Origin of the sequence: Ramlibacter aurantiacus (genome assembly GCF_016722895.1) — a bacterium.
In the GTDB taxonomy this organism is placed as follows: domain Bacteria; phylum Pseudomonadota; class Gammaproteobacteria; order Burkholderiales; family Burkholderiaceae_C; genus Ramlibacter; species Ramlibacter aurantiacus.
In genome coordinates this window covers 1,112,249-1,137,593 of the sequence record NZ_JAEQNA010000001.1, presented here as the reverse complement: position 1 = coordinate 1,137,593, position 25,345 = coordinate 1,112,249, and the positions used below count along the sequence as shown (strand labels likewise).

The following is a 25,345-nucleotide window of genomic DNA, read 5'->3' as shown; positions in this document are numbered from 1 at the left end:
TCCCCCTTTCGCTTCGATCATCACGCAGACGCGCCCGCTTGTGGCGGGGCCTTCGGTGGCACTGCGCCTGGGTGATACGTCGAGTCGAAGACCATATCCGTCAGCCAGCGTTTGAAACTGGGGTTGTCACTGAACTGCTTGAACAGCTCGGTGTGGTCGGAGATCAGTTCCAACACTACGCGATTCAACGCCTTGTCGTGTTCCAACTTGGCGTTCTGCTTGTCGGAGTTGGCCTGCGCGTTTTGGTAGGCCTTGTCCTGCGCCACACGGGCCGGAATCTCCTCGGTGATGACCTTGCGAATCTTGTCGCCGTCCTTCCATTCGATGTTGCCGAACATGTCGTTGAAGGCTCTGATGATGTTCGACAACTTGTCGATCTCCGGCGTACCGCCACCGCCACCGCCGCCGGGCGGGGGCGGTTCAATGAAGGCGTCGGCGTCGTCCATCGACATCTTCAGTGACGCCTGCGCTTCTACCCGATAGCTGTCCATGTCGATGGCTTCCAGCACGCCCTTGGAGAGGTCTTCCTCCTTTGGGGCCGGTAGCTTCGGGATCAGGAAGTTCAGGAAGATCGACAGCTTTTCCCAGGCTGGGTGGCCGTAGGTCAGAATCGCTGCAAGAAAGCCGTAGCTGCGCACGAAGGCCTTGGCCTTGCCCTTGAACTCGACCTGGGCGTCTTCATTCAGGTTGTCGATGTACTCGGCAACGCAAGCGTCAAGGATGGGGTCGAGCTTGTCTCGGTCTGCACCGGTGACGTAGAGCGCCACCAAGTCCTCGACCTGCTGCCAGCTGTACACCTGCTTCGCGTCGAGATCGTTCTTCAGGTCGTGCAGCTTGTTGGGGTCGGTTTCGCCGGTCTGGATCGTGGCGCGGTAGTAGTCCTGGAAGGCCACTTTCACCGCTTCGGCGTTGTCGGCAAAGTCGAGCACGAAGGTGTCGCGCTTCTGCGGGTGGGCGCGGTTCAGCCGTGACAGCGTTTGCACCGCCAGCACGCCTGCCAACGGCTTGTCCACGTACATCGTGTGCAGCAGCGGCTCGTCGAAGCCGGTGACGAACTTGTTGGCGACGATCAGGAAGCGATATGGATCTTGCTTGAGCTTGGATGGAATGTCCTTGCTCGGGAAGTCATTGAGATCGGCCTCGGTCTTCTTCACACCGCCAATCTCAAAATCGCCCGAGTACGCCACGATGGCCTTGAACGGGCTCTTGATCGTGTTGAGGTAGTCCGACACCTCGCGGTAGTAGTCGATGGCACGTGCGATGCCGCTGCAGACGATCATCGCCCGTCCCTTTCCGCCAATCTTCTGCTTGCCCGCCACCTGCCCCACGAAATGATCGACCATGATCTCGGCCTTCTTGCGGATGGCCTTGTCGTGGGACTCGACGTAGTGGCGGATCTTCTTCAGCGCCTTAACTTTGTTGAAATCCGGGTCGTCTTCGACGGTCTTTGCGACGTGATAGAAGCTGTCCACCGACGTGTAGTTCGCAATCACGTCGAGGATAAAGCCCTCTTGGATCGCCTGCTTGGTCGTGTAGGTCAGCTCCTCAGGCGAACGGTAGCGCACTTCACCACCTTCCACGTAGCGCTCACCGAACAACTCCAGCGTCCGGTTTTTCGGCGTGGCCGTGAAGGCAAAGTAGCTGGCGTTCGGCAGCATCTTGCGCGATTCGATCAGCTTGTTGACGGCGTCCTCGACGGACTCGTCGTCATCCTCATCGTCACCAGCCGCGCCCGACAGGGCCATGTGCATCTTGGCGGTCGTCTTGCCGCCCTGGCTGGAGTGCGCCTCGTCAATCAGCAGTGCGAACTTCTTGCTGCTGAGGTCGCCCAGCTCATCGAGGATGAAGGGGAACTTCTGCACCGTCGTCACGATGATCTTCTTGCCTTTACGTAGGAAGGTTCGCAGCTCGGCAGCGTCCTCTGAATGGCCGAAGATCGACGCCACGTGGTCGTAGCTCTTGATGGTGCGGGCGATCTGGGTATCCAGCGCGCGTCGGTCGGTGATGACGATGATCGAATCGAACTGGGCCAGCATCGCATCGGCAGCCGTCTTGAGTTCCACCAACTGGTGGGCAAGCCACGCGATGGTGTTGCTCTTGCCGCTGCCCGCCGAGTGCTGGATCAGGTAGCGCTTGCCGACGCCGTCCTCGCGGGCGCGGCGCAGCAAGGCACGGACGGTACGCAGCTGGTGAAAACGCGGGAACACCTGCTTGCGCCGCTTCTTGCCCTTTTCGTCTTCCTCTTCTACGACCTGCGTGAAGTTCTCGATGATGTTGGCCAGCGAGTCCTTTTGCAGGACCTGCTTCCACAGGTAGTCGGTTTTCAGACCGTGCGGGTTGGGCGGATTGCCTGCGCCGCTGTTCCAGCCCTGGTTGAACGGCAGGAACCACGAGGTTTTGCCGGTGAGATGCGGGCAGAACCGCACCTCGGCATCGTCCACCGCCATGTGCGCCACGCAGCGCCCCAACTGGAACAGTAGCTCACCCGGGTTACGGTCGGTCTGGTACTGGGTGATGGCGTCGGCGACGGTCTGCTTGGTCAGCGAGTTTTTCAACTCAAAGGTCGTCACCGGCAGGCCATTAATGAAGATGGCGACGTCCAGCGAGCGCTGCGAATCGTCATTGCTGTAGCGCAACTGGCGGGTGACGCTGAAGATGTTCTTGCCGAAGTTCTCGGCAGCACTGGCATTGCCCGGTGTCGGCAGCAGCTTGTACAGATCAACGTGAACCGGGCCGTGGCTCACGCCCTTGCGCAGCACATCCACCACGCCCCGCTTGGCGATCTCGCCCTGGATGCGGTGCAAGAACTGGGTGCGCTTGATGCCCTCGCTTGCCAGTTCCAGTGTTTCCACCGCCTTGGGCTGCGTGGCCTGCAGAAAGGACAGCAACTGCACAACATCGACCGCCACGTCGCGGTTGTAGTCGCTGGGGTTGCCCTGCACGTAGCCACCGCCGGTGCAGAGGTCGCGGACAATCAAGGCCTCCAGGCCTTTTTCGCTGGTGTCAGTCGTCGCCATCGTCGTCCTCCCCATTGGTATCCAATTCTTCGTCGCCGCCGAGCACTGCCAAGTCTTCGTCGGCCACACCGTCATCTGGGCCCGGTACCCAGCCGCGCACGTCCACCTGGCCGGTGACCACGTCGGCAATCTGCCGGTCGCGGTACTCGCGGATCAGCTTGATTTCGTCTTCCGCCCGCAGGATGGCTTCTTCTAGTGGTTTGCACTCATCGCTAATCCACTTGCAGATGGCCTTCTGCTCTTCGATGGGCGGAAGCGGGATGACAGCGTTTTTGACATCGTGCTTGGAGAGCGCGAAGCGTGTGACGCCGGTTGCCAGAACGTGAAACTGCTCGGCGATACGGGCAGACCCGATGGCGCGAAACAGGAACTCACCCTCGATGCGACCGGGCTCGGGTCGTAGCAATCCAAGGTGGTAGGCGCAGACGACACCAGGAAGGCTGTTTGGCACCCACGCGGGTACGGCAATGTCATCCGGCGTCTCGGAGTCCTTGGTGATGATAACGTCGCCAGCGTTCAGAGTGAGGCGCGCGATTTCCCCCGCTGTCGCCGTAGCGCGCATCAACTCCATGCTGTCGGCGATCTCGTCGTTCTTGTAAACGTCCGTGTAGTTGCACAAGCGAACCGGAATTTCGTGATCGTGCGAATGTTTGTCCACGCCACTGAAGCGCACATCAGCGACGTGCTTGAGCAGGGCAACGTCCCAATGCTTGGGCACGTGCCCCAGCCACTCGATGCCGGAAGGCTTCAACGCGACCGATTCATCAAGGCCGCTCGTGACGGCGTGGTCGATGATGCGCAGCTTCTGTTCGGTGAGCAGGTCAATCAGTGCGCGCTTGGCCTTGATCAGCCGGGCGATGTGGGCGTCCTGCGCCCGCAGGTAGGCGACGATCAGGTCTTGCTCGGGGCGTGGCGGCTGGACCAGTGCGATGTCGAGAAACTGGTTCGGATACAGGCGCAGGCGCGAGGATCGGATGCCGGTCGAGCGTCCGATGTATTCGGCAACGTAGGCGCGGGTGCGCAGCAGATAGTCGAGATACGCCGGATTGAAGTTGTCGGCGCGGTGCGGCCGGTACACGCCGTAGGCCGGGCTGACAATGCCCACGTGCCTGCTCGCACCAAGCGCCGCCATCCACGCCCAAAGCGTGTTGATTACGATGTCGCCAGGACGGCACAGCTTGGAGCCGACATAGCTCGCGGCCTTGAACATCGTGACTTTCTTCTGGCTGCGCGGCGTAACGCCCGTCAGGTGCGACACCGACAGCAATTCTTCCTGTCCTGTCTTGGAGCGCTCGTCCACCTCGCGGAAGAAGGTCTTAGCGCGTTGCTCGTTCCAATGTTCCGGCACAGGTGGAAGCCAGCGCATTCGCGTCGGGCGGTAGGCTTCGTATGCAGCCTTGCGTGATGGAGCCGCCGCCGGGGCAGCCGGGACAGCTGCAGGAGCCGGAGGACCCACAGCCTCGACGCTGACGGTAGCATCCGTCCCAAAAAGGGCGCCTTGTTCCTGATCGTCGGCGGCCTTCGGCGGCGGCGAATCCAATGCGACTTCAATCGGCCGTCCCAGCAGCAGGAACTGCGGAATGTCAGGTGGAACAACATCAAGGGCTGCGTCGCGCCCTTGCTGCTTCACCTGTTCGCGCAGTTCCATCAGCAGCCTGCCCAAGACGTTCATGCCAATGAGGGTGTCGCCGTTGTCAACGACCTTTGCTCCCCAAAAATCATCCTTACGCGACTCCTCGACGATGGGCCGCTCGCCCGTTCTCAATAGCAGCGCGCTGAACGTGTTCCAGTTGTTGGCCAGCTTCATGCGCAGGCTCCAGCGCATGATGCGAACCCGTACCTGGTCCCAATCGGGGCGCGAATCCTTGCGGTAGGGCTTGCTCCGCATCTTGGCTGTCATCGGGCTAATCTGGCCGATGATCATCTTCTGTACATCGGGAAGATGCGGGAAGCGGCAGACCTGATACAACGCCTCGGAGGTTAGTATCCGCAGCCCGTTCACATTGATCGGGTAGCCACCGGCCATGTTGGAGAGCCCGCCAAACGGTTCGCTCGTCTTGAGGAAGACGACGCTCTCCTTACGGCTGTAGGTGCGAGTCTTATCGCTATCGCCCATCAGAGATCGCCTCCGGTCAGGTCGGCGAACATTCTTCTCACCGCCGTCTGCGTGTTCGTGGTGCGCGGGAACAGCGGGTACCACGGTGCATCCACCCAGAAAGCCAGCGGAGCATTGTTGGGGCAGTTGCGATAGGTAACGATGAGCGAGCCGAAGCCCAGAGTCTCCAGCGTCATGTGCCCTAGCGGTCGCTGCGTAGCACCGAGGTTGGGGCAAACCTGGCGGATGCGGACACCGGCTTTCAGGAACTCCTGCTCCAGAAGAATCTTGGCAGCGTCGCTGGAGAAAAGGCCCGCAGCGCCGGGGCTGCCAGCGGTTCTGAGGGTTGGCTGATACTGCATAGCGGCCACGTAGGCTTGCACTGCCGGGTCGTTCGGAATCGCCGTCGGGCGCAGCACGTCCGATGTTGCGCTGTAGGCCCGTCTGTCCTCCAACTCGATGGCGTGCCACCAAGTGATGTCGATCTTTTTTCCCGAAGCCCTAATGACTGCTTGAATCTTGCCGTTGGCGTAATACTGCCCGCCACTGTGTTGAGCGATGCACATCACATGCACCTTCGCCTGCGCGGGCGCGTGGTCACGAACCCATCCTTCAAGATCGCGCCGCACACGGTTGCCGGTGAAGATGCCGTCGTCCAGATAAACAAAAACATCCCCACCTTGCCCGCATTCGTCGATGCCGAACCCGAACTTCTCCGTCAGTTGCTCGGAGAACAATGCCAGCATGTCGGTCTGGCTGTCGCCGCCGCCTTGAATGTCGAGGAAATTGGCGTTGCGCCAGAACTGGTCGGCGTCGTTGCCGGTGAGCTTTTGGGTGCTGATCGCGCCACTGATGAATTTAGACACCTTCTCCTTCGAGAAGTAGATGTTCTTCAGGACGTGGTCAATCTCTTGCAGGATGGGCAACTGCAAAGCAGCGTCGAACTGGTGCACCCAATGCTCGACGTGGGCGGAGATGGGCTGCGGGAGCGAGCCACCCCGGTAGTCCTGAATGGTGTTGGCGATGGACGCCAGAAGGTCGGTGCGTTGGCTCATGCGGAAACGCCTCCCACGATCTTGTCGAGCAAGCCTTCGGTCTGCTGCTCCAGCTTCATGATGTCCGCACGAATTTCTTCCAGCGAGCGCAGCGGCGCAGGTTTGTAGAAGTAGCGGGCAAACGAGATTTCGTAGCCGATCTTGGTAGCATCCATCGCGATCCAGGCATCCGGAGCGTGGGGCAGCACCTCGCGGAAGAAGAAGGCTTCGATGCCGCCCGGCTCCTTGAGCGGCACCTGTTCGGTGTCGCGCAAGTCGGTGTCAGCCTCGTACTCGATCATGAAGCGATCCTTGCCCACTTGCTCGAGGTACACACCGTCGTAGCCGGGCTCGAAATGCTCGCCCGCCTTGAGTTTGCCGCGCTTGGCGATGACGGGCGGTGCCGTTTCGTCGCGCCAGCTCACCGCGTTGTAGATGGCCTTCTTCTCGGCGGCACCGAGCTTCTTGCCGTGCGCCTTCATCGTGGCGTCAAAGCGAGTACGGAACGCGTTGTGGTCGTCAAAAACGCCTTCGCCCAACTCCTGCCGCGCCAGGGTGGCCAGCTCGACCAAAGTCTTGTCGCGCAGCCAAGTGCCTGGGTCGAGTAGCTTCTTGCGCCGCTTTTCCGGTACCGCCTTCTTAGTGGTCTTGGCGTCTTCGTCGTCCGACACGTCCTCGGCATCCTCGTCGCCATCGTCGCCCTTCAGCCAAGCCTCGATTTCGGGCTTAAGCTTGGTAAATTCGGTGTACAGCTTGTCGCTGTACTTGGTGTAGATCTCGCTGCGCAGTGCCTCGTCGCCGTTGGCGAAGCGTAGGCTTTCGATGGCGTTTCGCTTGAGCTGGCTCTTGAGGCGCAGCGGGCGCTCGACCGTGATCTTCCAGTAGCCGAAGTCGGCGTTGTCGAACCACTTGCATTCGGGCACTGCCTTGGCGGCTTCCGCATCGACGGGCGGCTGGTCGAGGTAATGCTTCAGGATGCGTTCAATGTCCGCGTCAGCCAGTTCGCAGTTCTTCTTGCCGAGGTTGCGCCGCATCGGCAGGTACCACTGCGAGGCGTCGATTAATTGCACCTTGCCGCGCCGGTGGGCGGGCTTCTTATTGGCCAGCACCCAGATGTAGGTGGCGATGCCCGTGTTGTAGAAGATGTTGAGCGGCAGGGCGATGATGGCTTCGAGCCAGTCGTTCTCCAGCACCCAGCGGCGGATGTTGCTCTCGCCCTGGCCAGCATCGCCGGTGAACAGCGCGGAGCCGTTATGCACCAGCGCGATGCGGCTGCCCAGCGGCGTGTTGTGCTTCATCTTCTGCAGCTTGTTCACCAGGAACATCAGCTGCCCGTCGCTGGAACGGGTGATGAGCTTGAATTCGGAATCGCCTCCGTGGTTGACGATGAAGCGCGAGTCGCTGAACTCCTTCTTGCCGCCCATCCGGTCGAGGTCGGTCTTCCAACTCTTGCCGTAAGGCGGGTTGGAGATCATGAAGTCGAATTCGCGCGACCGGAACTGGTCAGCCGACAGCGTGGACTTGTCCGCGCCGCCGACGATGTTTTCGGCCTCGTCGCCTTCGCCCTTAAGCAGCAGATCGGCCTTGCAGATGGCGTAGGTTTCGGGGTTGATCTCCTGCCCGAACAGGTGGATCGACACTTCTTTGTCGTGGCTCGTGGCCAGTTGGTGCAGCGCCTCTTCGGCAACGGTCAACATCCCGCCCGTGCCGCAACTACCGTCGTACAGCAGGTAGGTGCCGGACTGGATTTGGTCGGCGACCGGCAAGAACAGCAACTTGGCCATCAGCTTGACCACGTCGCGCGGGGTGAAGTGTTCGCCAGCCTCTTCGTTGTTCTCTTCGTTGAAGCGCCGGATCAACTCCTCGAACACCGTGCCCATGCCGTGGTTATCCAGCGCGGGTAGCTTGATCCGCCCGTCCGCATCCTTGACGGGCAAGGGCGAGATGTTGACCTCGGGGTCGAGGAAATCCTCGATGAGGTAACCCAAGACGTGTGCGTCGACCAGCGTTTGAATCTGGTCACGGAACTTGAACTTCGTGAGGATTTCCTGGACGTTGGGCGAGAAGCCGTCCAGATAGTCGATGAAGTCATCGCGCAGACGCTGGTCAGCACTACTTGCCTTCAGTTTTTCGAGCGTGAAGTCGGAGGTGTTGTAGAAGGCCTGCCCCGCAGCCATCCGCAGCGCGCCATCCTGTTCTGCCACTTTGTGCGTGTCGAGGAACTTCTTCCGCTCCAGTACGGCTTGCTTGGTGGACTCCAGTACGGCGTCAAGCCGCCGCAGCACGGTGAACGGCAGGATGACGTCACGGTACTTGCCGCGCACGTACACGTCGCGCAAGCGGTCATCGGCGATGTTCCAGATGAAGTCGGCAATCCACTTGAGTTGGCTTTGGTCCTTTTGAGCTGCGTTATTGATCTGCGGCGTTAGTGCTTGTTGTTTATTCATTGGTTTCCTGGTTCGCGGTTGACTCTTGTTGTGCATCACCGAGCCAAAGCGCTCGTCGAATTTCATCCGTACGTTGTTGTGCGTCCTCAATTGATGCTTCAAGCTCGCATAACTCTGACCAGCGTCGAATGTAATCTTGTTGCTGTTCGGCCGGAGGAATCGGAACCTGGATTTCCTGCAGCAATGTGGCCGGAGTGACGTGGGCTATCGTCGCACCGAGTCGGAGCGAGTCGATCTGCTTCTTGAAGTCGTTCGACCGGAGATACAGAAACAACAATACGGGGCTGATGGAGTTGTCGCGGACCCGCAGCGCAATGCAGCTTTGGGAGGGCACAACTGGGGCCCTGTGCAGGTCTGGAAAAACCAATCCACCGTCTTTCCTGGTGGTGCCGAAAGGGAAATGTTCCGCCGTTGGAACTTCCCCCACCAGTGCGGACTTGCCCAAGGTGCCCTTAATTGAGAGCAGCAGATCGCCGTCCCTCAAGATGGAATGCTCAAGTTTGCGGGGTTGGATCGCAGTTGTCTTTACGCAAGGCCCAGCAATCGCCCGCCACCGATCCAGTTCCGGGAAGCCTGCTTCCTGAACGACAGTCGCTGCGGGATCCTTGTAGACCACGGGTGCGCGGATCACGGTGACCAAGTCACCCAGGGGACGGCGAGGGCCTCCGGCTGCCGTGAGAGCAGGGCGCAAATATCGCGCCGGCATGAGGTTGAAGTCGCGTCTGATTACCGCTTCGATGCTGACGTCGCAGGCAACCTTTTCGTCTTCGCCCGTGCGCAACATAAGGGGGGCGATGCGCTCGTAGTCCAATACCCGCCCATAGCGCATTGACGACCTGGTGTCGACGGTCATCTCCGTTGCATCGACGAGCCGGATCGAAAGCTGATCGCGCGCGCGGTCAAGCAAGAGCATGACGGGTGCGAGACTTGTTATGCTCATTTGTCGTGTCGGAAGCACTGCCACCGCCGCAAGGCAGCGCCTCTCCATTAGCAGGTGCTCGCGAAGACGTTGCTCTTGGCCCTTTGCAAAAAGGACACTGGGTGAGGTAAGGAAGACGGCGCGTTGACTTACGCGCGGCCAGAAGGCCGCAATAGCCCAGCTGTCGCTGCGGTCAATTTGAACCTGGCTTATCGGGCCCTGCCGCTGATAGAGACTGTTTGGGTCCGCGGCATCCGGTTCCTCGCCTTCCCACTGGCGCCAGCCAGCCCCGACTTGCAGCTTCATGCCAATCGGGGGGGTGGCCAGCAGGAAGTCAGCCGTCAGGTCCCGTTTTACTTCTCCGCGTGGAACATCAAAGACGACAGCCGATCCGGCCAAGTCTGTTTGTCCTTCAATGGCCAATAGGAGCCGCAAGTGCGTTTCCGTCCTGCGCCCCGGCCCGGCGACGATGACACGCAGACCTTTGCGAACGGCCCTCATCACCAGCTGCCCACTGAGGTCAAAGGGAATCCATACAGCGCTTTGCCTTGGGGCTTGAAGGACGTCAATAGCCAATTCGCAAAGTTCGGGAGCCAGCGCGATACCGCTGTTCACATCGGCGCGCCAAGTATCTGCCTGCTGCCAAGCCGCGTCGATGACGTCCCATTCATGATGGCCATACTCTTCGATTAGCTGGGTCACGATCCCTAGCGCTCGGGTGCGCATGGCTGATTCATGCGTCGAATCTCCTGCGCCCCACACCAAGTCCTTCGCCTCCGTCGGAATCAGGCCATCCTGCTGGATGTCCCATGCGGATGCCGAAATCAAGTCGTTGATGCTTGTCGCCCCTGGCAAATGGCCCGACATGGCCAGTCGGCTGGCGGCCAGCCAGGTCAACGCATAGAGCCATGCGTTGTTCGCCCTGTGCGATCCGCGGGCAAGGTCCATCAGCTCCCACAGAGCGCGATAGGCAGGCGTGTTCTTGTTGGTCATGAGTACTATTGGTAACGATGCCCAAGCGTGATCACCGTCTGCTCGTTGGCGGCATCGACAACCGCGTAGCACCCCGCCAGGGCCTCGAGCCGTTGGCTGTGGCCGATGGCGCGCCCGAGGGACGCCATGGAGCGCTGGGTCAACAGGTAGCGGACGCCACCACGTCCGTCATGACTGCGCTCCCCGTAGGCAAGGATCAGCGGAACGCAGTCTTGGGTAATGGCCCGCTGACTCGCGCGCTTGCTGGCATGGCGGCTGAGCTCGATCTTGCGTCGGGCGAGAGGGTCGTACTGGGCATTTGAGGCACTGGGCATCGCATGTTCCTTTTCTTCAATGTGCGAAGTTTAGTACATCCAAGAAATTGTTGTCAATAGCAAGATGAAATTTTTTCTACCCCAGTTCTATGGGAGACGGGAGGGTCCCGGCGGCTGCTCCCGAAACGCAAACCGCTCAGCTGTCAGGTCAGGGCAGCCCCAAAATCCGCGCACACCCCCTCCACCACGGCGGCCACCTCATGCAGGAACGAGTTCCTGTCCGGAGATGGGGTGGCGTCGGGAATCGGTGAAGGGCTCGGGGTGGCAGCTGGGTTGATAATTGAAACTCAATGCAACTCACCACTGCCTGGCTTCAGCCGCCGTCCGCGATTGGTGGCCTGGACCACCTTGGTACGCAGGCTCCATGCGTCCTGATCTACTCGCAGCTACTTCCCGGCATTACCAATGTGACGGATCGAGCGCGGTATTTTTCGCTGTACCCGTGGTTCGTCTGGTCCTTCGAAATTCGATTTCCAGAGGCGGACGCTGAAAATTTCATTGAGTTCTTTAGGCGCGCCGACTGCCTCTTCACGTTGATCTCGGAGCGTCATGGCCGAATGACCGACCGCGACGCCGAGAGACATGGCATCGCCATGGTTGGGCGCATCAAGTTGATTCCGGCACTTGAACGGCTTGAGGGTGGCGAGGAACTGCGCCTGTCGGAGTACACGGACAAAGATTCCGCGCGTCGGTACTTCCTGAATCGAATGGGCGGCTTGGGCCAATACTACGCAGGGACGCTGGGTCAGCTCGAGCTGATGGACCCGTCTTCGAAGCCATGGATCAAGTACACGATCGAACGTGGCAAGCCGCTGGCAGAGGCGGTTGAGGCGGCTGTACCCAGCGACAGGTTCTGGTCGGTCCTTCAGGCAGATCGAGTGACGCTGTCAGATTTGGATGTGCTATCCGCGTTTTGCGCGTGCCGCATTCCAGGCAACGGCAACGAGTGCCAGACCCTGACGGACATCTTCTTCGATCGTGGGAACGGCTTCGCGGCGCTGGGCGAGCAGCGTCGAAAGTCTCTTGCGTTAGTCATGAACCTGGCTCGTGCGTTGCATGCAGCGGGCGGATCCGACTTGACGGAAGAACATTTTCGAGCCGCGATCTATACGGGCAAATTGCCTGGCCAGACTGCGTGGGCCGTGCCTGAAAAATTGCGGTCGACACGCGATGCATGGGCCGTCTATGAGCGCAACGATCTGTTCTCCGTGACGATGCAGAGTGTGTTTGCCTTGTGCTTGGACGCATTGAACCCGATAGGCAGAGGAGAGGAGCCCGACAGGTCTTCGGTCGAAGCATTTGCTGCACACCTCGCGAACTCGGCTGATGCGCACAATGCCAGCGCTCTCCTCGGGGGCGGATCGTTCGGCGATCTCTGCCAAGCCCTGGGAAAAGAGGGAAACTTGCCAAGCAGCTGGGAGTCCCCCGAGCACGAGATACAGATCGCCGAGAGGTTGGTGGATGGCGTACAGCGCGGCGGCAAGGTGGCGAATCTGCTGGCCGATGCCGTTCACATCCTCGTCCTGCTTCACCTTCGTGATGATCAGAATGCCAATCCGTACGGTTCACTGCCCATGTCGGCTGACGACCTAATCGACTATCCGATCAACCTTGGCAGCCTCAGGCTTCGATGTGACAGGTGGCGTGATCTGCGTCTGGAAGACGTGATGGCCGATCTATTCGCCTGGCTCATGAACACCCATTTGCGGGTGGCACTGCGTAAGCTTCGCCACAATGGCCAATCAACCTTCCGGTTCAGGCCGACGGAACGCGGGCTCAGGATCGTGGACGACATCCCGCCGCCAGCGCCGACTACACCGCGTTTCCGGCAGGCCGTCCAAGTCCTGCGTGATATCGGAGCTCTCATCCGCGACGGTGCGCTCGCCGGCAATCCGACGATGCCGTCGGCAGAGGGCGCGATGTTGATGAAAGAAGCCGGTGGCTGATATTGAAGCGGTCTCTATCCTGGACATCGTGAAGCGCGGAGGGTACGAGGCCTCCCTGATCACGACATTCAACGCGACATTGCCGTTTTACGAGGAGGTCGTTCTGCGGCGATTGGTTGCGGTGGGAGTGCGACACAACATCGTGCTCATGGACGCAGTGCAGTGCGCGCAATCTTGGGCAAGCGAGGCTTCAAGGCCCAGGCTTGCCGGGCATGCCTACACGCTCGTGCCCATGAGAATGCACGGAGCATTTCACCCCAAAATATGCGTACTGGTTGGGCCGAAAAAGGCGGCCGTCCTGATTGGTAGTCACAACCTCACGCTCTCCGGCTTTGGCTACAACCACGAGGTTACGAACTGGATTGAGGTCGAGGGCCCCAAGGACGCAGAGGGCGCCGCGGCATTGACGGACACCTGGGCGTTGATCGAGCAGTGGATCGAGCAGCAAAGGCCGTTCCTACCCGAGCAGGTTGTGGATACCGCCAAGGCGTTTTCCAACTTCTTGCAGCCATTGACGCAGAGGGCGCCGCCCGCTGGACACTCCGGCGTATTAGGTCAATTCCGCGGAAGCCCCACCTTGTGGGCGCAGCTGATTCCTCAACTTCCCGAGGAAACTAAACGCGTCGCCGTCATCGGTGCCTTTTTTGACTCTGGGTGCAAGTTTCTACGTACCCTGGAGGCGCAATGGCCTTTGGCTGAAGTAGTCGTCGCCATCGACCCCGAGACCGTGCAGCTCGGCGCGGATGTCAGCGGGTTACGGTCGCGATTCGTCGATGCAAGGAGCCTGTGGCACGAGCCAGCCATGACGTACTTGCACGCAAAGGCCGTCTACATTGAAGGCGACGAGGCTGCGGTGCTGGTTTCGGGCAGCGCGAATCCGAGCTGGCCCGCCTGGATGACGACCGATGATCACGGAAACACGGAAGCGGTAGTGGTGCGAACTTCGGCCGCTGCAAAAGCGGCCGCGAAGGCGATGGGGATATTAGACGTGTTCGCATGCGCCGCGCTCGATACAGATGTTCTGCTCAGAGCCGCCGCCAGGACCCGGGCCGAAATTTCGGCTTCAACTGCGCCAGCCGAGACGATCTGCGTGGGCGTGTCCGATACAGAGCAGGATGTCATCGCAATGCCGAATTCTGGCGGAAGGGCATTTGCTTCCGCGATCGCTGTCGGCGCCGATCCCCACGATCAATGGCCGGCCAGCATCCAAGGCGGTCAAGAGGGGTGGACCCATTTTCGGGTTGAGGCTGATATCACGGCAGTGCGATCTTTGCTCGTCAGGCCAGCCGATTACGGTACGCCGCTGAGGGTTCTGGTCCATCACCCCGCGGCACTGAGCGGACTGGCACGCACCAAGCGGCAAGCGGCGCTGCGCGAGGCACTTGGCGCCTTAGGTTCTGGTGAAGCTGACGTCGCTCGCTTGATAGCGAGTGTCGAGAAAGTGATCTTCTCTGAAGATGTGGCGAACGAGGTGCGTGCAGGCGCAGGCCGTCAAGGGAACCGGCCACCGACAGGGCTGCCGGAAAGGCCGGAGAGTTTGGGCGTGCATGTGACCGACATGCCCAAGCAGAGGAGGAAGCTGCGTTTGTTGAAGTCGGGTGACCTAGCCTATCTTCTCGACGTGCTGATCCGACGCCTGGGGCTGGATCTTCCTGGCGGGAACAAAGGGACTGATCAACGTGGAAGAACAGAGGAGGAGTCGATCGGAAAGGATGACCAAACGCCTGAGCCAGCCGCCGAGCCTACCGGCCTTAGCGATACCGAAATCGCCGAAATAGTCCTGCGCAAGTCGCGTACGCTCATTCGCAGAATGGTGGATCAACTCGAACTCGCGGCCAAGGACGAAAGTCGGGTGGGGATGGCCATTGTGCAGTTGGTTGCAGTGCTGGGTGTCGTGCGCGAGCTTCGACGGCTGCGCAACTTTCCTCGATGGAGGAGCCGACCCTCCTTCGTCGCTGAAAAGGACAGGCGCCTGCTGCTGGAGCGAGCAATGGCCTACCTGTTTGGGACCAAGTCGATGCTGCTCTGGAAGTTGCTCGGCCAATCAGATGAACCGATCGAAGAAGTCAGCCATCTGCGATCCCTGCTTCTCTGGCTGGCATGGGACCTGGGCGAAGAGCTCACGGACCGCATCAGCCCGATGCTGGAGCCGGAAGATTTGATGCGCCGAATTCAAGCCAACGCTATTCTCTACGAGCTTCTGCCATCAGTAGCAGCCGATGGCGAAGAAGTCGCGGAACTCGAGCGCAGCGTCGCGATGACGGCTACGCCGACTGGAGAGGAGGGCGCGCGCGCCACGACGTGGATCACTCGGCACCTCGGTGTTGGACTTCAAATCGCGAACGCGGGTCAGATCAGCGTTGGAAAGCACGCCGAACTTCGGGTCGGGGCGCTCGCGGTCGTTCCAGGGTCACGCCCACCACGACTTCGGGTCGTCGCGGCGCTGACCGGCTCTGAGGTCAGCCTCTACGAGTTCGACGGACAACGCGTTTTCGACCGGCGCGTCGCTTCGTTCAGTGGGCGCATTCCTGCCGGTGGTACGAAACCATGACCAACGACCGCACCGAGATCGATCCAGCAAGCGTTTCGAGACTTACGTCTGCCATCGAAGGCATATCAGGTCCAGAAGTCGATCTGCTCGTCCAACGGGTAATTAATCAGCTGCAATCCCGATCTGCGGTTGGCATCTTCGGCGACGTCGCTGCTCGTCATCTGTGGGACGAGTACTGCTGGGTACTACAGGAAGGTCCCTTTGATGATGACCTTTCAGGGTTTGGCTCCCTATCAGAGAATTGGGATTCGACCGTCCGTGCCATTGTGACGTCGCAAATTGATAACTTGCCGCGGCATTTGCAGGTTTTCCTGACCGTATATGCGTCGGAACGCGGCCCCGCTGCCAATGAGTACGAACTGGGCACTATATCGGTCGAGGCCATCGAGTCGTTCGTCATGGACAAGATGGCCGAAAAGGCATCGTGCCGGAATCTCGACCTAATCGGCCCCCACCGCGGCGATGTCATCGGTTACGTAGTGAGCCACACAGGACTCGTTTGCACAGCGGTCGCAAACGCCGATTTACTCTCGGAAATTCTGGCGTCGCACGTCGACACGTTGATCATCCCCGAAGCTGACTTATCTGCGATCGCAGCTGAGGTGATCGATGCATACATGGAGGTTATCAGTTCGGAAACCGATTCCAGCCCGGCGCTCTGTGAATTCTTGGGGCACTTCGCCGACGATATCAAAACACTGTTAACACAGAAGGACGTACTCCCCGCACTTGAAGACATGCAGAGCGAAATATTTGATCACTTGGACGGCGATGCGAGTTGATCCTCGCTTCTTCACCGTCGTTTGCAGAGATCTTTTGTGCCGGTGCTTCGGACTTTGGCGGCCGAACGAGTCGCCGTTTACGGGCGCGTTGCAGGAGGGCATAGCACCCGGCGCACGAAGCTGGAGCCCCTCATGAAAGACATCACGCGATCTGAGCTGTATGAACTCGTATGGTCGCAGCCCCGGACCGTCCTGGCGAAGCAATTCAAAATCTCGGACGTGGCGCTCGCCAAGCGTTGCCTGCAGGCCAACATTCCCATGCCTCCTCGGGGCTACTGGGCGAAGCTGCAGGCCGGCGTATCAAAGCCAAAGCGCCCAACTTTGCCGTTGCGCCTTCCGGGGTCGCGCGAGACCGTCTCGTTCGACCACGACCGTTATGGGTCTCATCGTCTGACCGATGAGGACCTGCAGCCGCCAACATTTTCCGAGTCGATCGAGGAACTGTTGCAGGCGGCGCTTCGGCGGCTCGGGCACGTCAGCGCGCTGCGGGACCTGGCCGACCCGCACCCCGGTTTATCAAAGGTCCTTCGCGCCGAAGCCGGCCGGCGCCAGAAGTACGAGGCCGACAAGTGGGACTTCTATCGTCCCCACTTCGACGACCCCGCCCACCAGCGCGAGATGCGCATAGTGAATTCGCTGCTCCATGCGTTCGATCGCCTGGGCTGCAGCGGTACGATGTCCGACGGAGCTGAGTGGGTGCAAGGCCGAGGGACGACACATGACGTCCTTGGACACGTCGGCTTCGGCGGCACGTCGGTCAGCTTCGGATTTACCGAGGCAAAGAATGGCGGGCTCGTTCTGGCAATCGCCAGTAAGAGCGCCCCGCTGGAGTGGCGTGACGAACCTCGGCGTCCGCTGGAGCGGCAGCTCGACGACATCGCTCGCGGCCTGCTCGAGTCCGCTGAGCGCCGGCGCCGTGCCGACGCGCAATGGCGGCATCAGCGTGCACTCGAGCAAAAAGCCGAGCAGGAACGGGAGGAGCTTGCCAGGCGCGACGCTGCGGAGCGAAAGCGCGCCGAGCAAGCAGCGCAGCAGCGGCAGCTGGCAAGAGATCGGCTGCTGGGGATGGTTGCGGATCACCGCGCAGCCAACGACATCCGCTCGCTCGTTGCCGCATTGAAGCAAAAGCCAGAACTTGCAGCCCAGAGCCTCGACTCTGCATTCGGAGCGTGGTGCAGCTTCGCGCTGGCGCAGGCGCAACGAATCGATCCAGTCACGGCGGCGTCGCCGGACTACTTCAACACGGTTTCCGTGGCAGCCTGATCACCCAGTCGGCAGCAGCGTCGCGCTGCACGTGGGCCGCTGCAAGGTCCGCGATGCCGCTCATCGTCCGCCGACGTGGGTAACTGGGCTGGTGGCCTTGGTCGAAGTCGCAAGGCACGATTCTTCGTAGGCTTCGATGTCGACCTGGCGGTAGAGGACGCGGCCGCAGAGCTTCAGAAACTTGGGACCGATGCCCTCGCTGCGCCAGCGTTCAAGAGTTGCCTCACTGATGGCCCAGCGGGCGGCGAGCTGGCGTTGATTGAAGTGCACGATTTCCATTTTGGGCTCCTTCCGAATGAGTTGGCAGGAGTCCATAAGGACGCTGTTCCGTAGTCAAGCCAAGGGCATTTCCCGAAGTCGGCTATTCGCCGCGTTTGTTGCGGCGATAAGAGGGCCCGTTCTCCGCCGTCTTGCGACTGCGGACGCGGGTTCAATTCCCGCAAACGGAATTGACCTGGCGGTGTCCTTGGAAGTTGGGCCACCGAGATTGGCGACCAGTCCGGCGATAAAACCGCTTGAACGTCCGGCGTCCTGGTTGGGGATTCCGGTTGTTTCCGCAGTGGTTTGCGCCAGCCCGCAAGCGTTGTATTGCGTACTTTCAACTCAGTTTGGCGCCGGCTATCATCCCACCACCAAACACATGGGCCCGGATGATCTCCGGGCCCTTTCTTTTGCCCGGAATCCCCGCGTGGCGCGCGGTTCCAGCCTCCGATTGACCTGCCGGTAAGCGCTGCGAATGCTTCACGGTGGCCTGCGATTCGCCGGCGCCCCTGACTCCGGCCGCGTTGCCTGGCACGGCGGGCCGAGCGAGCCATTCGCGCGCTTGTCCGACAGGCCCCTGGACGCCAGCGCGCAAAGCTTGCAGGCGCTTTTGGCAGGAGAACGAAACTTGGAGCCATCTTCCCGACACGGCTATCCGCGACCGCAGTTGCGGCGCGACCATTGGCAATCACTCAACGGCAGCTGGCGCTTCTGCTTCGACAACGAGGCGCGGCACGTCGGCCCCGCCGACATCACCGAGTGGCCTTTGGAAATCGTCGTGCCCTACCCGCCGGAATCCCAGGCCAGCGGCATCGGCGACCGTGGCTTCCATCAGGTCTGCTGGTACCAGCGTGAGTTCGAGCTCACGCCCGCCGATGACCGGGTCATCCTGCACTTCGGCGCCGTCGACTATGCGGCCCGCGTTTGGGTCAACGGAGAACTGGTCGTCACGCACGAGGGTGGCCACACCCCCTTTCGGGCCGATATCACCCAGGCGCTCAGGCCCGACGGCAAGCAGGTCGTCACCGTGCGCGCGGACGACGACCCGCACGACCTGACCAAGCCCCGCGGCAAGCAGGACTGGCAACCGGAGCCGCACTCCATCTGGTATCCCCGCACCACCGGCATTTGGCAGACCGTGTGGCTGGAGCGGGTGTCACCCATTCACATCGACAAGATCCGCTGGACGCCCAAGCTCGAAGGTTTCGCGCTCGGGCTGGAAGCCCGGGTGGCGGGCGATTCCGGGGGCGACACCTCGCTGGAGCTCGAGTTGTGGCATGGCGAGCAGCTGCTCGCGCGGGACCGCTATCGGGTGGTCGATGGCGAAGTCGACCGTTTCGTCGTTCTGTCCGACCCCGGCATCGACGACTTCCGCAACGAGCTGCTGTGGAGCCCCGAGCGGCCCACGCTGCTGGAAGCCAAGCTGCGCCTGTGGCGCGGCGGCCGGATGATCGATGAAGTTCATTCGTACACGGCGCTTCGCTCGGCCAATGTCTCGCGGGACCGCTTCATGCTCAACGGCCGCCCCTACGTGCTGCGCATGGTGCTGGACCAGGGCTACTGGCCGGACACGCTGCTGGCAGCGCCCGATGACGACGCCCTGCGCCGGGACGTCGAGCTGGCCAAGGCCATGGGCTTCAATGGCGTGCGCAAGCACCAGAAGATCGAGGACCCGCGCTATCTCTACTGGGCCGACAAGCTGGGCCTGGTGGTGTGGGAGGAGATGCCATCGGCCTACCGCTTCACCCGCACCGCCATCAAGCGCATCGTGCGCGAATGGACGGAGGCGATGGACCGCGACTACAGCCATCCCTGCGTCATCGTCTGGGTGCCGTTCAACGAGTCCTGGGGGGTGCCCGAGCTGCCGGCGGTCAAGGCGCACCGGCACGCCGTGGAGGCGCTCTACCACCTCACCAAGACGCTGGACCAGACCCGCGCCGTCATCGGCAACGACGGCTGGGAATCGTCGGCCACCGACATCATCGGCATCCACGACTACGACTCCAACCTCGATCACATCCGCCAGCGCTACGGCCCCGAGGTCGAGCCCGAGAAGCTCTTCGACCGGCGGCGGCCGGGCGGCCGCGTGCTCACGCTCGACGGCTACCCCCACCGCGGCCAGCCCATCATGCTCACCGAGTTCGGCGGCATCTCCTTCCAGGCCCGGGCGGAGCAGGGCGTCAAGAAGATCTGGGGCTACACCGAGATCGGCGACGAGGAAACCTTCGCGCGCACCTACGAGCAGTTGCTGGAGACGGTGATCTTCACCGCCCTTTTCAGTGGCTTTTGCTACACGCAATTCGCCGACACGTTCCAGGAGGCCAACGGCCTGCTCTACGCCGACCGCACGCCCAAGATCCCGCTGGAGCGCGTCCGCCAGGTGACCTCCCAGTCGCGTACCTACATCCCCGGAGGGGTGTGATGCATCGGGTGGAACTGCGCAAGCCGGATGGGAGGGAGATGACGCTCTACGCGCGCCACCCCTTGCCCGCCGGCATCCAGGCTCCCAGCCCCTTTCCCGATCCGCTCACCGGCGGCGCGCACCTGCGCTGGCATCCGTTGAGAGGCGAATGGGTGACCTATGCCGCGCATCGGCAGGACCGCACCTTCCTGCCGCCGCCCGAATACAACCCCCTGGCGCCCACGGTCGATGCGGCCAACCCGACCGAAGTCCCCGACGCGCCCTGGGACGTGGCGGTGTTCGAGAACCGCTTCCCTTCATTGGGCGGCTCCGTGCCGCCGCCGCCCGACCTGATCGTGCCCACCGCGCCGGCCAGCGGCCGATGCGAAGTCGTGGTCTTCACGCAGGATCGCCAGGCCTCGCTGGGCGCGCTGCCGCTGGACCACGTGGCCCTGCTGCTGGAGGTCTGGGGCGACCGCACCGTCCGCCTCGGCGCCGACCCGTCCATCCGGTACGTGCTGCCCTTCGAGAACCGGGGCGCCGAAGTCGGCGTCACGCTGCACCATCCGCACGGGCAGGTCTACGCCTATCCGGTGGTGCCGCCGGTGCCGCAACGCATGCAGCAGGTGGCGCTGGAGCACCATGCCCGCCACGGCCGCGGCCTGCTCGAGACGCATATCGAGGCCGAACGCCGCGATGGCGCGCGCATGCTCTACGAGGGGCCGCATGCCGTGGCCTTCGTGCCGGTGTGCGCCCGCTATCCCTACGAGGTGTGGATAGCGCCCTCGCGGCCGGTCCCCGGCTTCGCTCAACTGCGAGACGGGGAGCGCATCGACCTCGCGCGTGCGCTCAAGACCGTGCTGCTCAAGTACGACGGCTTGTGGCGGCGGCCCTTCCCCTATCTTATGGCCTGGTACCAGGCGCCCACCGACGGCCAGGCCCATCCCGAGTCGCACCTGCATGCGCAGTTGTGGCCTCCGTACCGCACGCGCGATCGGCTCAAGTACCTGGCGGGCACCGAGCTGGCCGCCGGCTTCTTCGCCATGGACGCCTTGCCCGAAGACAAGGCGCGCGAGTTGCAACAGGTGGAGGCCCGACTGCCATGAGCGCGATGTCCCCGACCGACAGCGTCACCGCGGATGCCCCGGGGCGAGTCAACCTGCTGGGTGAGCACACCGACTACAACGACGGATTCGTCCTGCCGGTGGCGATCCGCCAGCGCACCCGCGTGACCCTGCGTCCCAACGGCACGCCCGGCTTTTCGCTGCATGCGGACGACCTCGGGCAGACGGTTCGCTTCAGCCTCGAGAAGCCGCCCGCCGAGCAGTTCGCCACCTACGTCTTCGGCTGCCTCGCGCTGGTGAAGGAGCGCGGCGCGCAGGTGCCGGGACTCGACATCGAGGTGCGATCCGAAGTTCCCATGGGCGTGGGCCTGTCCTCCAGCGCGGCGCTGGAGGTGGCCACGCTGCGTGCGCTGCGTACGCTGCTGGGCCTGGCGATCGACGACGTGGAGATCGCGCGGCTCGGGCAGCGCGCCGAGATCGAGTACGCCGGCGTGCGCTGCGGGATCATGGACCAGATGGCCTCCAGCCTGGCCAGCACCGACCGCGCCTTGCTCATCGACACGCGATCGCTGACGCGGCGCGACGTGCCGCTACCCGCCGGCAGCGCCGTGCTGGTGCTCGACTCGGGCATCGCCCGCACGCTGGCCGGCAGCGGCTACAACCAGCGCCGCAGCGAATGCGAGACCGCCGCCCGGCGGCTGGGCGTGGCCTCGCTGCGTGGCGTTCAGGATCCGCACCTGGTCGAGTCCCTGCCGGACGAGATCCTGCGCCGGCGGGCGCGACACGTGCTCAGCGAGAACCTGCGGGTGCTGCATGCGGGCGCGACCCAGGGCGACGCCCGTGCGCTGGGCGTGCTGATGAACGCCTCGCACGCCAGCCTGCGCGACGACTACGAGGTGTCCACGCCCGAGCTCGACCTGCTGGTGGGACTGCTGCAGGCGCAACCCGCCGTGTTCGGCGCGCGGCTCACCGGCGCCGGTTTCGGCGGCGCCTGCGTCGCCTTGTGCCGGGGCGATGCCCTGCCGCAGGTGGCGGGAACCGTGCTGGCGCAATACCAGCGGGCCGGCCAGCAGGGGCGCCAACTGGTGCCTTGACCGGGCCGAAGACCGCTCAGGCCCGCAAGGCCCGCTGCTCCCACTGCCAGGCGTGCGCAATGATCGTCTCGATATCGGGGTGCTGCGGCACCCAACCCAGCTGCGCCCTGGCGCGGCTGGCGTCGGCCACCAGCACCGGCGGGTCGCCCGCACGCCGCGGGTCGTCGCGCAACGGAATGGGATGACCCGTGACGCGGCGTGCGGCCTCGATCACCTCGTTGACCGAATGCCCGTTGCCATTGCCCAGGTTGTAGACCGTGGTCGCCGCGCCGCGTGCCAGCTTCTCCAGCGCCAGCAGGTGCGCCGTGCACAGGTCCTGCACGTGGATGTAGTCGCGGATGCACGAACCATCCGGCGTGGGAAAGTCCGAGCCGAAGCGCGAGATGAAGGGCCGCCGGCCCGAGGCCACCTGCAGCACCAGCGGAATCAGGTGCGTCTCCGGCTCGTGCCGCTCGCCCAGCGTGCCATCGGGGTGCGCGCCGGCGGCGTTGAAGTAGCGCAGCGTGATCGACCGCAAGCCGTAGGCCTGGCTGTAGTCGGCCAAGGCGCGCTCCACCGCCAGCTTGCTCTGGCCATAGGGGTTGATCGGCTGCTGCGGATGCTGCTCGGTGATCGGCACCTCGACCGGGTTGCCGTATACCGCGGCCGTGGACGAGAAGATGAACTGCTGCACCCCGCAGGCCACCATGGTGTCCAGCAGCGTCAAGGTCTGCACCAGGTTGTTGCGCCAGTACTTGGCCGGCGCCACCATCGACTCGCCCACCAGGCTGGCCGCCGCGAAGTGCATCACGCAGGGCGGCGTGAACTCGCGCAGCAGCGCGCCCATGAACTCGGCGTCGCCGATGTCGCCCTGGCGGAACGTGGCGCCGTCCACCACCGAGTCGCCGTGCCCGGTGGCGAGGTTGTCCACCACCACGGGGTGCCAGCCCTGGTCCCGCAACATGCGAACCATGTGCGAGCCGATGTAGCCGGCGCCGCCCGCGACCACCACGGAAGGAGAGTGCTGCGTCATTGGGTTGTCGTCGTTTCCGTTTCTGGATTCCGCATGATCTCGCATTCGCCGAGGTAGCAGGCCAGGCCGTCTTCCAGCGTGGGCATCAGCAGGCCGCGTTCGCTGCCCAGTGCCGAGTAGCGCGGCCGCGCGGCGCGCTGGCCCAGGGTGGCACCCGGCACGGCATCGACCAGGCAACGGTCCAGCCCCGCGGCCTCGGCGGCCATGCAGGCCAGTTCGGCCCAGCTCACCGCGCCACGGTTGGCCAGGTGCCAGATGCCGCTCTCCTGGTCCACCAGCAGGTCCAGCGAGCCGTTGACCAGGTCGGGCACATAGGTCGGCGACACCCACTGGTCCGCCGCCGCCTTCCAGCTCCCGCCGCGGCGCATGGCTTCCAGCGCCAGGGTGACGAAGTTGTGGCGGTCCCAGGGCCCGAAGAACGCGGCCGTGCGGACCACCAGGCTCTGCGGGTGCAGCTGCAGCATCAGCCGTTCGGCCTCGCGCTTGGCACGTCCATAGGCGTTGAGCGGCTGCGCCTCGTCGCCCTCCAGGTAGGGGTGGTCCTTGGCGCCGTCGAACACCAGGTCGCTGGAAAATCCGATCAGCCGCACGCCGTGCCGGGCGCAGGCCTGGGCCAGCACCTGGGGGCCGGTCACGTTCTCGCGCCACTGCCTCGGGTCGTGTTCGGCGTCGTCCACCCGCACGAAACCGGCGGTGTTGATCACGGCCCAGGGTTGCCAGTGTTCCAGCGCCGCGTCCACCGATGCCGGGTCGGCGACGTCCATGTCGGCTCGGCGCAGCAGCCGGTGCGCCAGCCCGCGCAGCTCGCACAGCCGCGCGAAAGCCTGGCCCAGCGTGCCCGTGCCGCCGGTGACCAGCACCGGCCGTCCCTGCACGGGCAGGCTCTGCACCGCGCCGCGCGCCGGGTACCTGATGCGCCCGCTGCGCTGCCACCAGCCCGGGCCGTCCAGGGCCGGATGGCTGGGTGCTTCGCCGCAGGCCAGCTGCCGCGCGAGCGTGGCCAGCACCGTCGGACGCGGCGGATCGGAGCGCACGTCCCACAGGCCGGGTTCGTAGTGGCCGTCGTCGCGCGTCGCCAGGCTGTTCCAGTCGAAGCTGCCGAAGGCGGCCCAGCAGGTCACGGCGCGCACGTTCAGGCCCTCGTGCCGCAGCTTGTCGGCGGCACGCCAGGCCTGGTGCAGCCAGCGCAGCTGCTCCTCGCGCGAACAGCCCAGGTGCACCTCGGTGATGGCCACCGGCAGTCCGTAGCGCTGGCAGGTCTCGCGCAGGCGTTCCTCGAAGCTGCCCACCAGCCGGCCGAGCACGCGCACCGATTCCACGTCGGCGTAGGCATCACGTCCGTTGCCGCCGACGCGCTCGGCGGGGTACAGCTCGATGCGGTCGTCCAGGTGCCGCTCGCTGGTGAGATAGCTGTTGATGCCCACGATGGCGGGCGGGCAGGGGTGCTCCTGGAAGAAGCGCAGTTCGTGCTCGGTCGCGCCGCACCCGCGCAGGAAGTCCCACATGCCGTGGCCGGGCCCGACGCGCCCCGTGAGCAGGTCGAAGGACAGCCAGCGCCTCAGGTTCTCGAACTCGGCCTGGTAGCGCAGCGCGGGCGCGCTCGTGATGTGGCCCAGGTCCTCGGTCTGCACCAGCTGCGCGCTTGGATTCACCTCGCGCACCGCTTGCATCGCCAGCACCGTCGCCTGCATCTGGTTCAGCAGGGCGCGCACGAAGGAATGGTCATCCCGTCGATGGGGGTACCACACGCCATAGAGCGCGCTGAAGCGGGCCGTGGTCAGTGGCTCGTTCACGGGCGTCCAGGCGTCCACGTGCGGGTAGCGCTGGGCCACCGACCGCGCGTATCGCGCCAGCAACCGGGGCAGCTGCGGGTCGAGCAGGCTGGTCCACGGCGGGCCGCTGCCATGGTGCAGCAGGCCCACGATGGGTGCCACGCCCAGCTCGCGCAGGCGAGCCAGCCGCTCGTCGCTCCAGCGCCAGTCCAGCTGTCCGCGGGAGCGCTCGGTGCGTTCCCATACCAGCGGGAATCGCAGGCGCGTCACGCCGAGCCCCGCGAGGCGGTCCAGGTCATCGATGCGGTGGGCGAATCCGCTCAGCGCCAGCTGGTCCTTGTACCGATCGCCGACGCGGTTCACGGTGCACTCCGGTCCCG

At 63.2% G+C, this 25,345-nt stretch carries 16 protein-coding genes; 7 read left to right on the top strand and 9 right to left on the bottom strand.

Annotated features, from left to right (window positions below; all coding sequences use genetic code 11):
• Positions 1-20 precede the first annotated feature (20 nt).
• From JI739_RS05200 to JI739_RS05170, 6 genes are read right to left on the bottom strand one after another with little or no spacing between them, the layout of a single operon-like run.
• Positions 21-3,017 (bottom strand): type I restriction endonuclease subunit R, encoded by a 2,997-nt coding sequence (locus JI739_RS05200; protein ID WP_201682747.1) that lies wholly within the window; start codon positions 3,015-3,017, stop codon positions 21-23.
• The gene (locus tag JI739_RS24370) at positions 3,004-5,133 is read right to left on the bottom strand and encodes an NADAR family anti-phage protein (protein WP_236589067.1); all 2,130 of its coding nucleotides are present in this window, start codon (positions 5,131-5,133) and stop codon (positions 3,004-3,006) included. Before JI739_RS24370 ends, JI739_RS05200 begins: the two co-directional genes overlap by 14 nt.
• The gene (locus JI739_RS05185; RefSeq protein ID WP_201682746.1) at positions 5,133-6,167 is read right to left on the bottom strand and encodes a phosphoribosyltransferase-like anti-phage protein; all 1,035 of its coding nucleotides are present in this window, start codon (positions 6,165-6,167) and stop codon (positions 5,133-5,135) included. Before JI739_RS05185 ends, JI739_RS24370 begins: the two co-directional genes overlap by 1 nt.
• Positions 6,164-8,659: a type I restriction-modification system subunit M gene (locus JI739_RS05180; protein ID WP_435531588.1), complete on the bottom strand. Its 2,496-nt coding sequence runs from the start codon at positions 8,657-8,659 to the stop codon at positions 6,164-6,166. The genes JI739_RS05185 and JI739_RS05180 overlap by 4 nt, the downstream gene beginning before the upstream one ends.
• Complete coding sequence (locus JI739_RS05175; RefSeq protein WP_201682745.1) at positions 8,586-10,505, bottom strand: N-6 DNA methylase; 1,920 nt, start codon at positions 10,503-10,505, stop codon at positions 8,586-8,588. The genes JI739_RS05180 and JI739_RS05175 overlap by 74 nt, the downstream gene beginning before the upstream one ends.
• Positions 10,506-10,510: 5 nt before the next feature.
• Positions 10,511-10,819 carry a hypothetical protein gene (locus tag JI739_RS05170; RefSeq protein ID WP_201682744.1) on the bottom strand — a complete coding sequence of 103 codons (309 nt, stop codon included), beginning with the start codon at positions 10,817-10,819 and terminating at the stop codon, positions 10,511-10,513.
• A gap of 290 nt (positions 10,820-11,109) precedes the next feature.
• On the opposite strand from JI739_RS05170, the gene JI739_RS05165 reads away from it, so the two are divergent.
• From JI739_RS05165 to JI739_RS05150, 4 genes are all read left to right on the top strand, one after another.
• A complete protein-coding gene (locus tag JI739_RS05165) occupies positions 11,110-12,765 on the top strand; it encodes a hypothetical protein (RefSeq protein ID WP_201682743.1) in 1,656 nt (551 codons plus the stop codon).
• Positions 12,758-15,316, top strand: a complete 2,559-nt coding sequence (locus JI739_RS05160) for a phospholipase D-like domain-containing protein (RefSeq protein WP_201682742.1) — start codon at positions 12,758-12,760, stop codon at positions 15,314-15,316. Before JI739_RS05165 ends, JI739_RS05160 begins: the two co-directional genes overlap by 8 nt.
• The gene (locus JI739_RS05155) at positions 15,313-16,098 is read left to right on the top strand and encodes a hypothetical protein (protein ID WP_201682741.1); all 786 of its coding nucleotides are present in this window, start codon (positions 15,313-15,315) and stop codon (positions 16,096-16,098) included. Before JI739_RS05160 ends, JI739_RS05155 begins: the two co-directional genes overlap by 4 nt.
• Positions 16,099-16,230: 132 nt before the next feature.
• On the top strand, positions 16,231-17,361 hold the full coding sequence (locus JI739_RS05150) for a hypothetical protein (RefSeq protein ID WP_201682740.1): 1,131 nt from the start codon (positions 16,231-16,233) through the stop codon (positions 17,359-17,361).
• 60 nt (positions 17,362-17,421) lie between these two features.
• Here JI739_RS05150 and JI739_RS05145 read toward each other — a convergent pair whose 3' ends face one another.
• Complete coding sequence (locus JI739_RS05145; RefSeq protein ID WP_201682739.1) at positions 17,422-17,640, bottom strand: helix-turn-helix transcriptional regulator; 219 nt, start codon at positions 17,638-17,640, stop codon at positions 17,422-17,424.
• A 610-nt stretch (positions 17,641-18,250) separates the two neighbouring features.
• Here JI739_RS05145 and JI739_RS05140 point away from each other — a divergent pair.
• The 3 genes from JI739_RS05140 to galK are packed head-to-tail and all read left to right on the top strand — an operon-like array spanning position 18,251 to position 22,181.
• Positions 18,251-20,044: a glycoside hydrolase family 2 protein gene (locus tag JI739_RS05140; RefSeq protein WP_236589066.1), complete on the top strand. Its 1,794-nt coding sequence runs from the start codon at positions 18,251-18,253 to the stop codon at positions 20,042-20,044.
• Positions 20,044-21,129, top strand: coding sequence for a galactose-1-phosphate uridylyltransferase (gene galT / locus JI739_RS05135; RefSeq protein WP_201682737.1), 1,086 nt, complete (start codon positions 20,044-20,046; stop codon positions 21,127-21,129). Before JI739_RS05140 ends, galT begins: the two co-directional genes overlap by 1 nt.
• Positions 21,126-22,181, top strand: a complete 1,056-nt coding sequence (gene galK, locus JI739_RS05130) for a galactokinase (protein WP_201682736.1) — start codon at positions 21,126-21,128, stop codon at positions 22,179-22,181. Before galT ends, galK begins: the two co-directional genes overlap by 4 nt.
• 16 nt (positions 22,182-22,197) lie before the next feature.
• On the opposite strand, the gene galE is transcribed toward galK, so the two are convergent.
• Both galE and JI739_RS05120 read right to left on the bottom strand, forming a co-directional pair.
• The gene (galE, locus tag JI739_RS05125) at positions 22,198-23,193 is read right to left on the bottom strand and encodes a UDP-glucose 4-epimerase GalE (RefSeq protein ID WP_201682735.1); all 996 of its coding nucleotides are present in this window, start codon (positions 23,191-23,193) and stop codon (positions 22,198-22,200) included.
• The gene (locus JI739_RS05120) at positions 23,190-25,328 is read right to left on the bottom strand and encodes a family 1 glycosylhydrolase (RefSeq protein ID WP_354003680.1); all 2,139 of its coding nucleotides are present in this window, start codon (positions 25,326-25,328) and stop codon (positions 23,190-23,192) included. The genes galE and JI739_RS05120 overlap by 4 nt, the downstream gene beginning before the upstream one ends.
• Between the last annotated feature and the right edge of the window lie 17 nt (positions 25,329-25,345).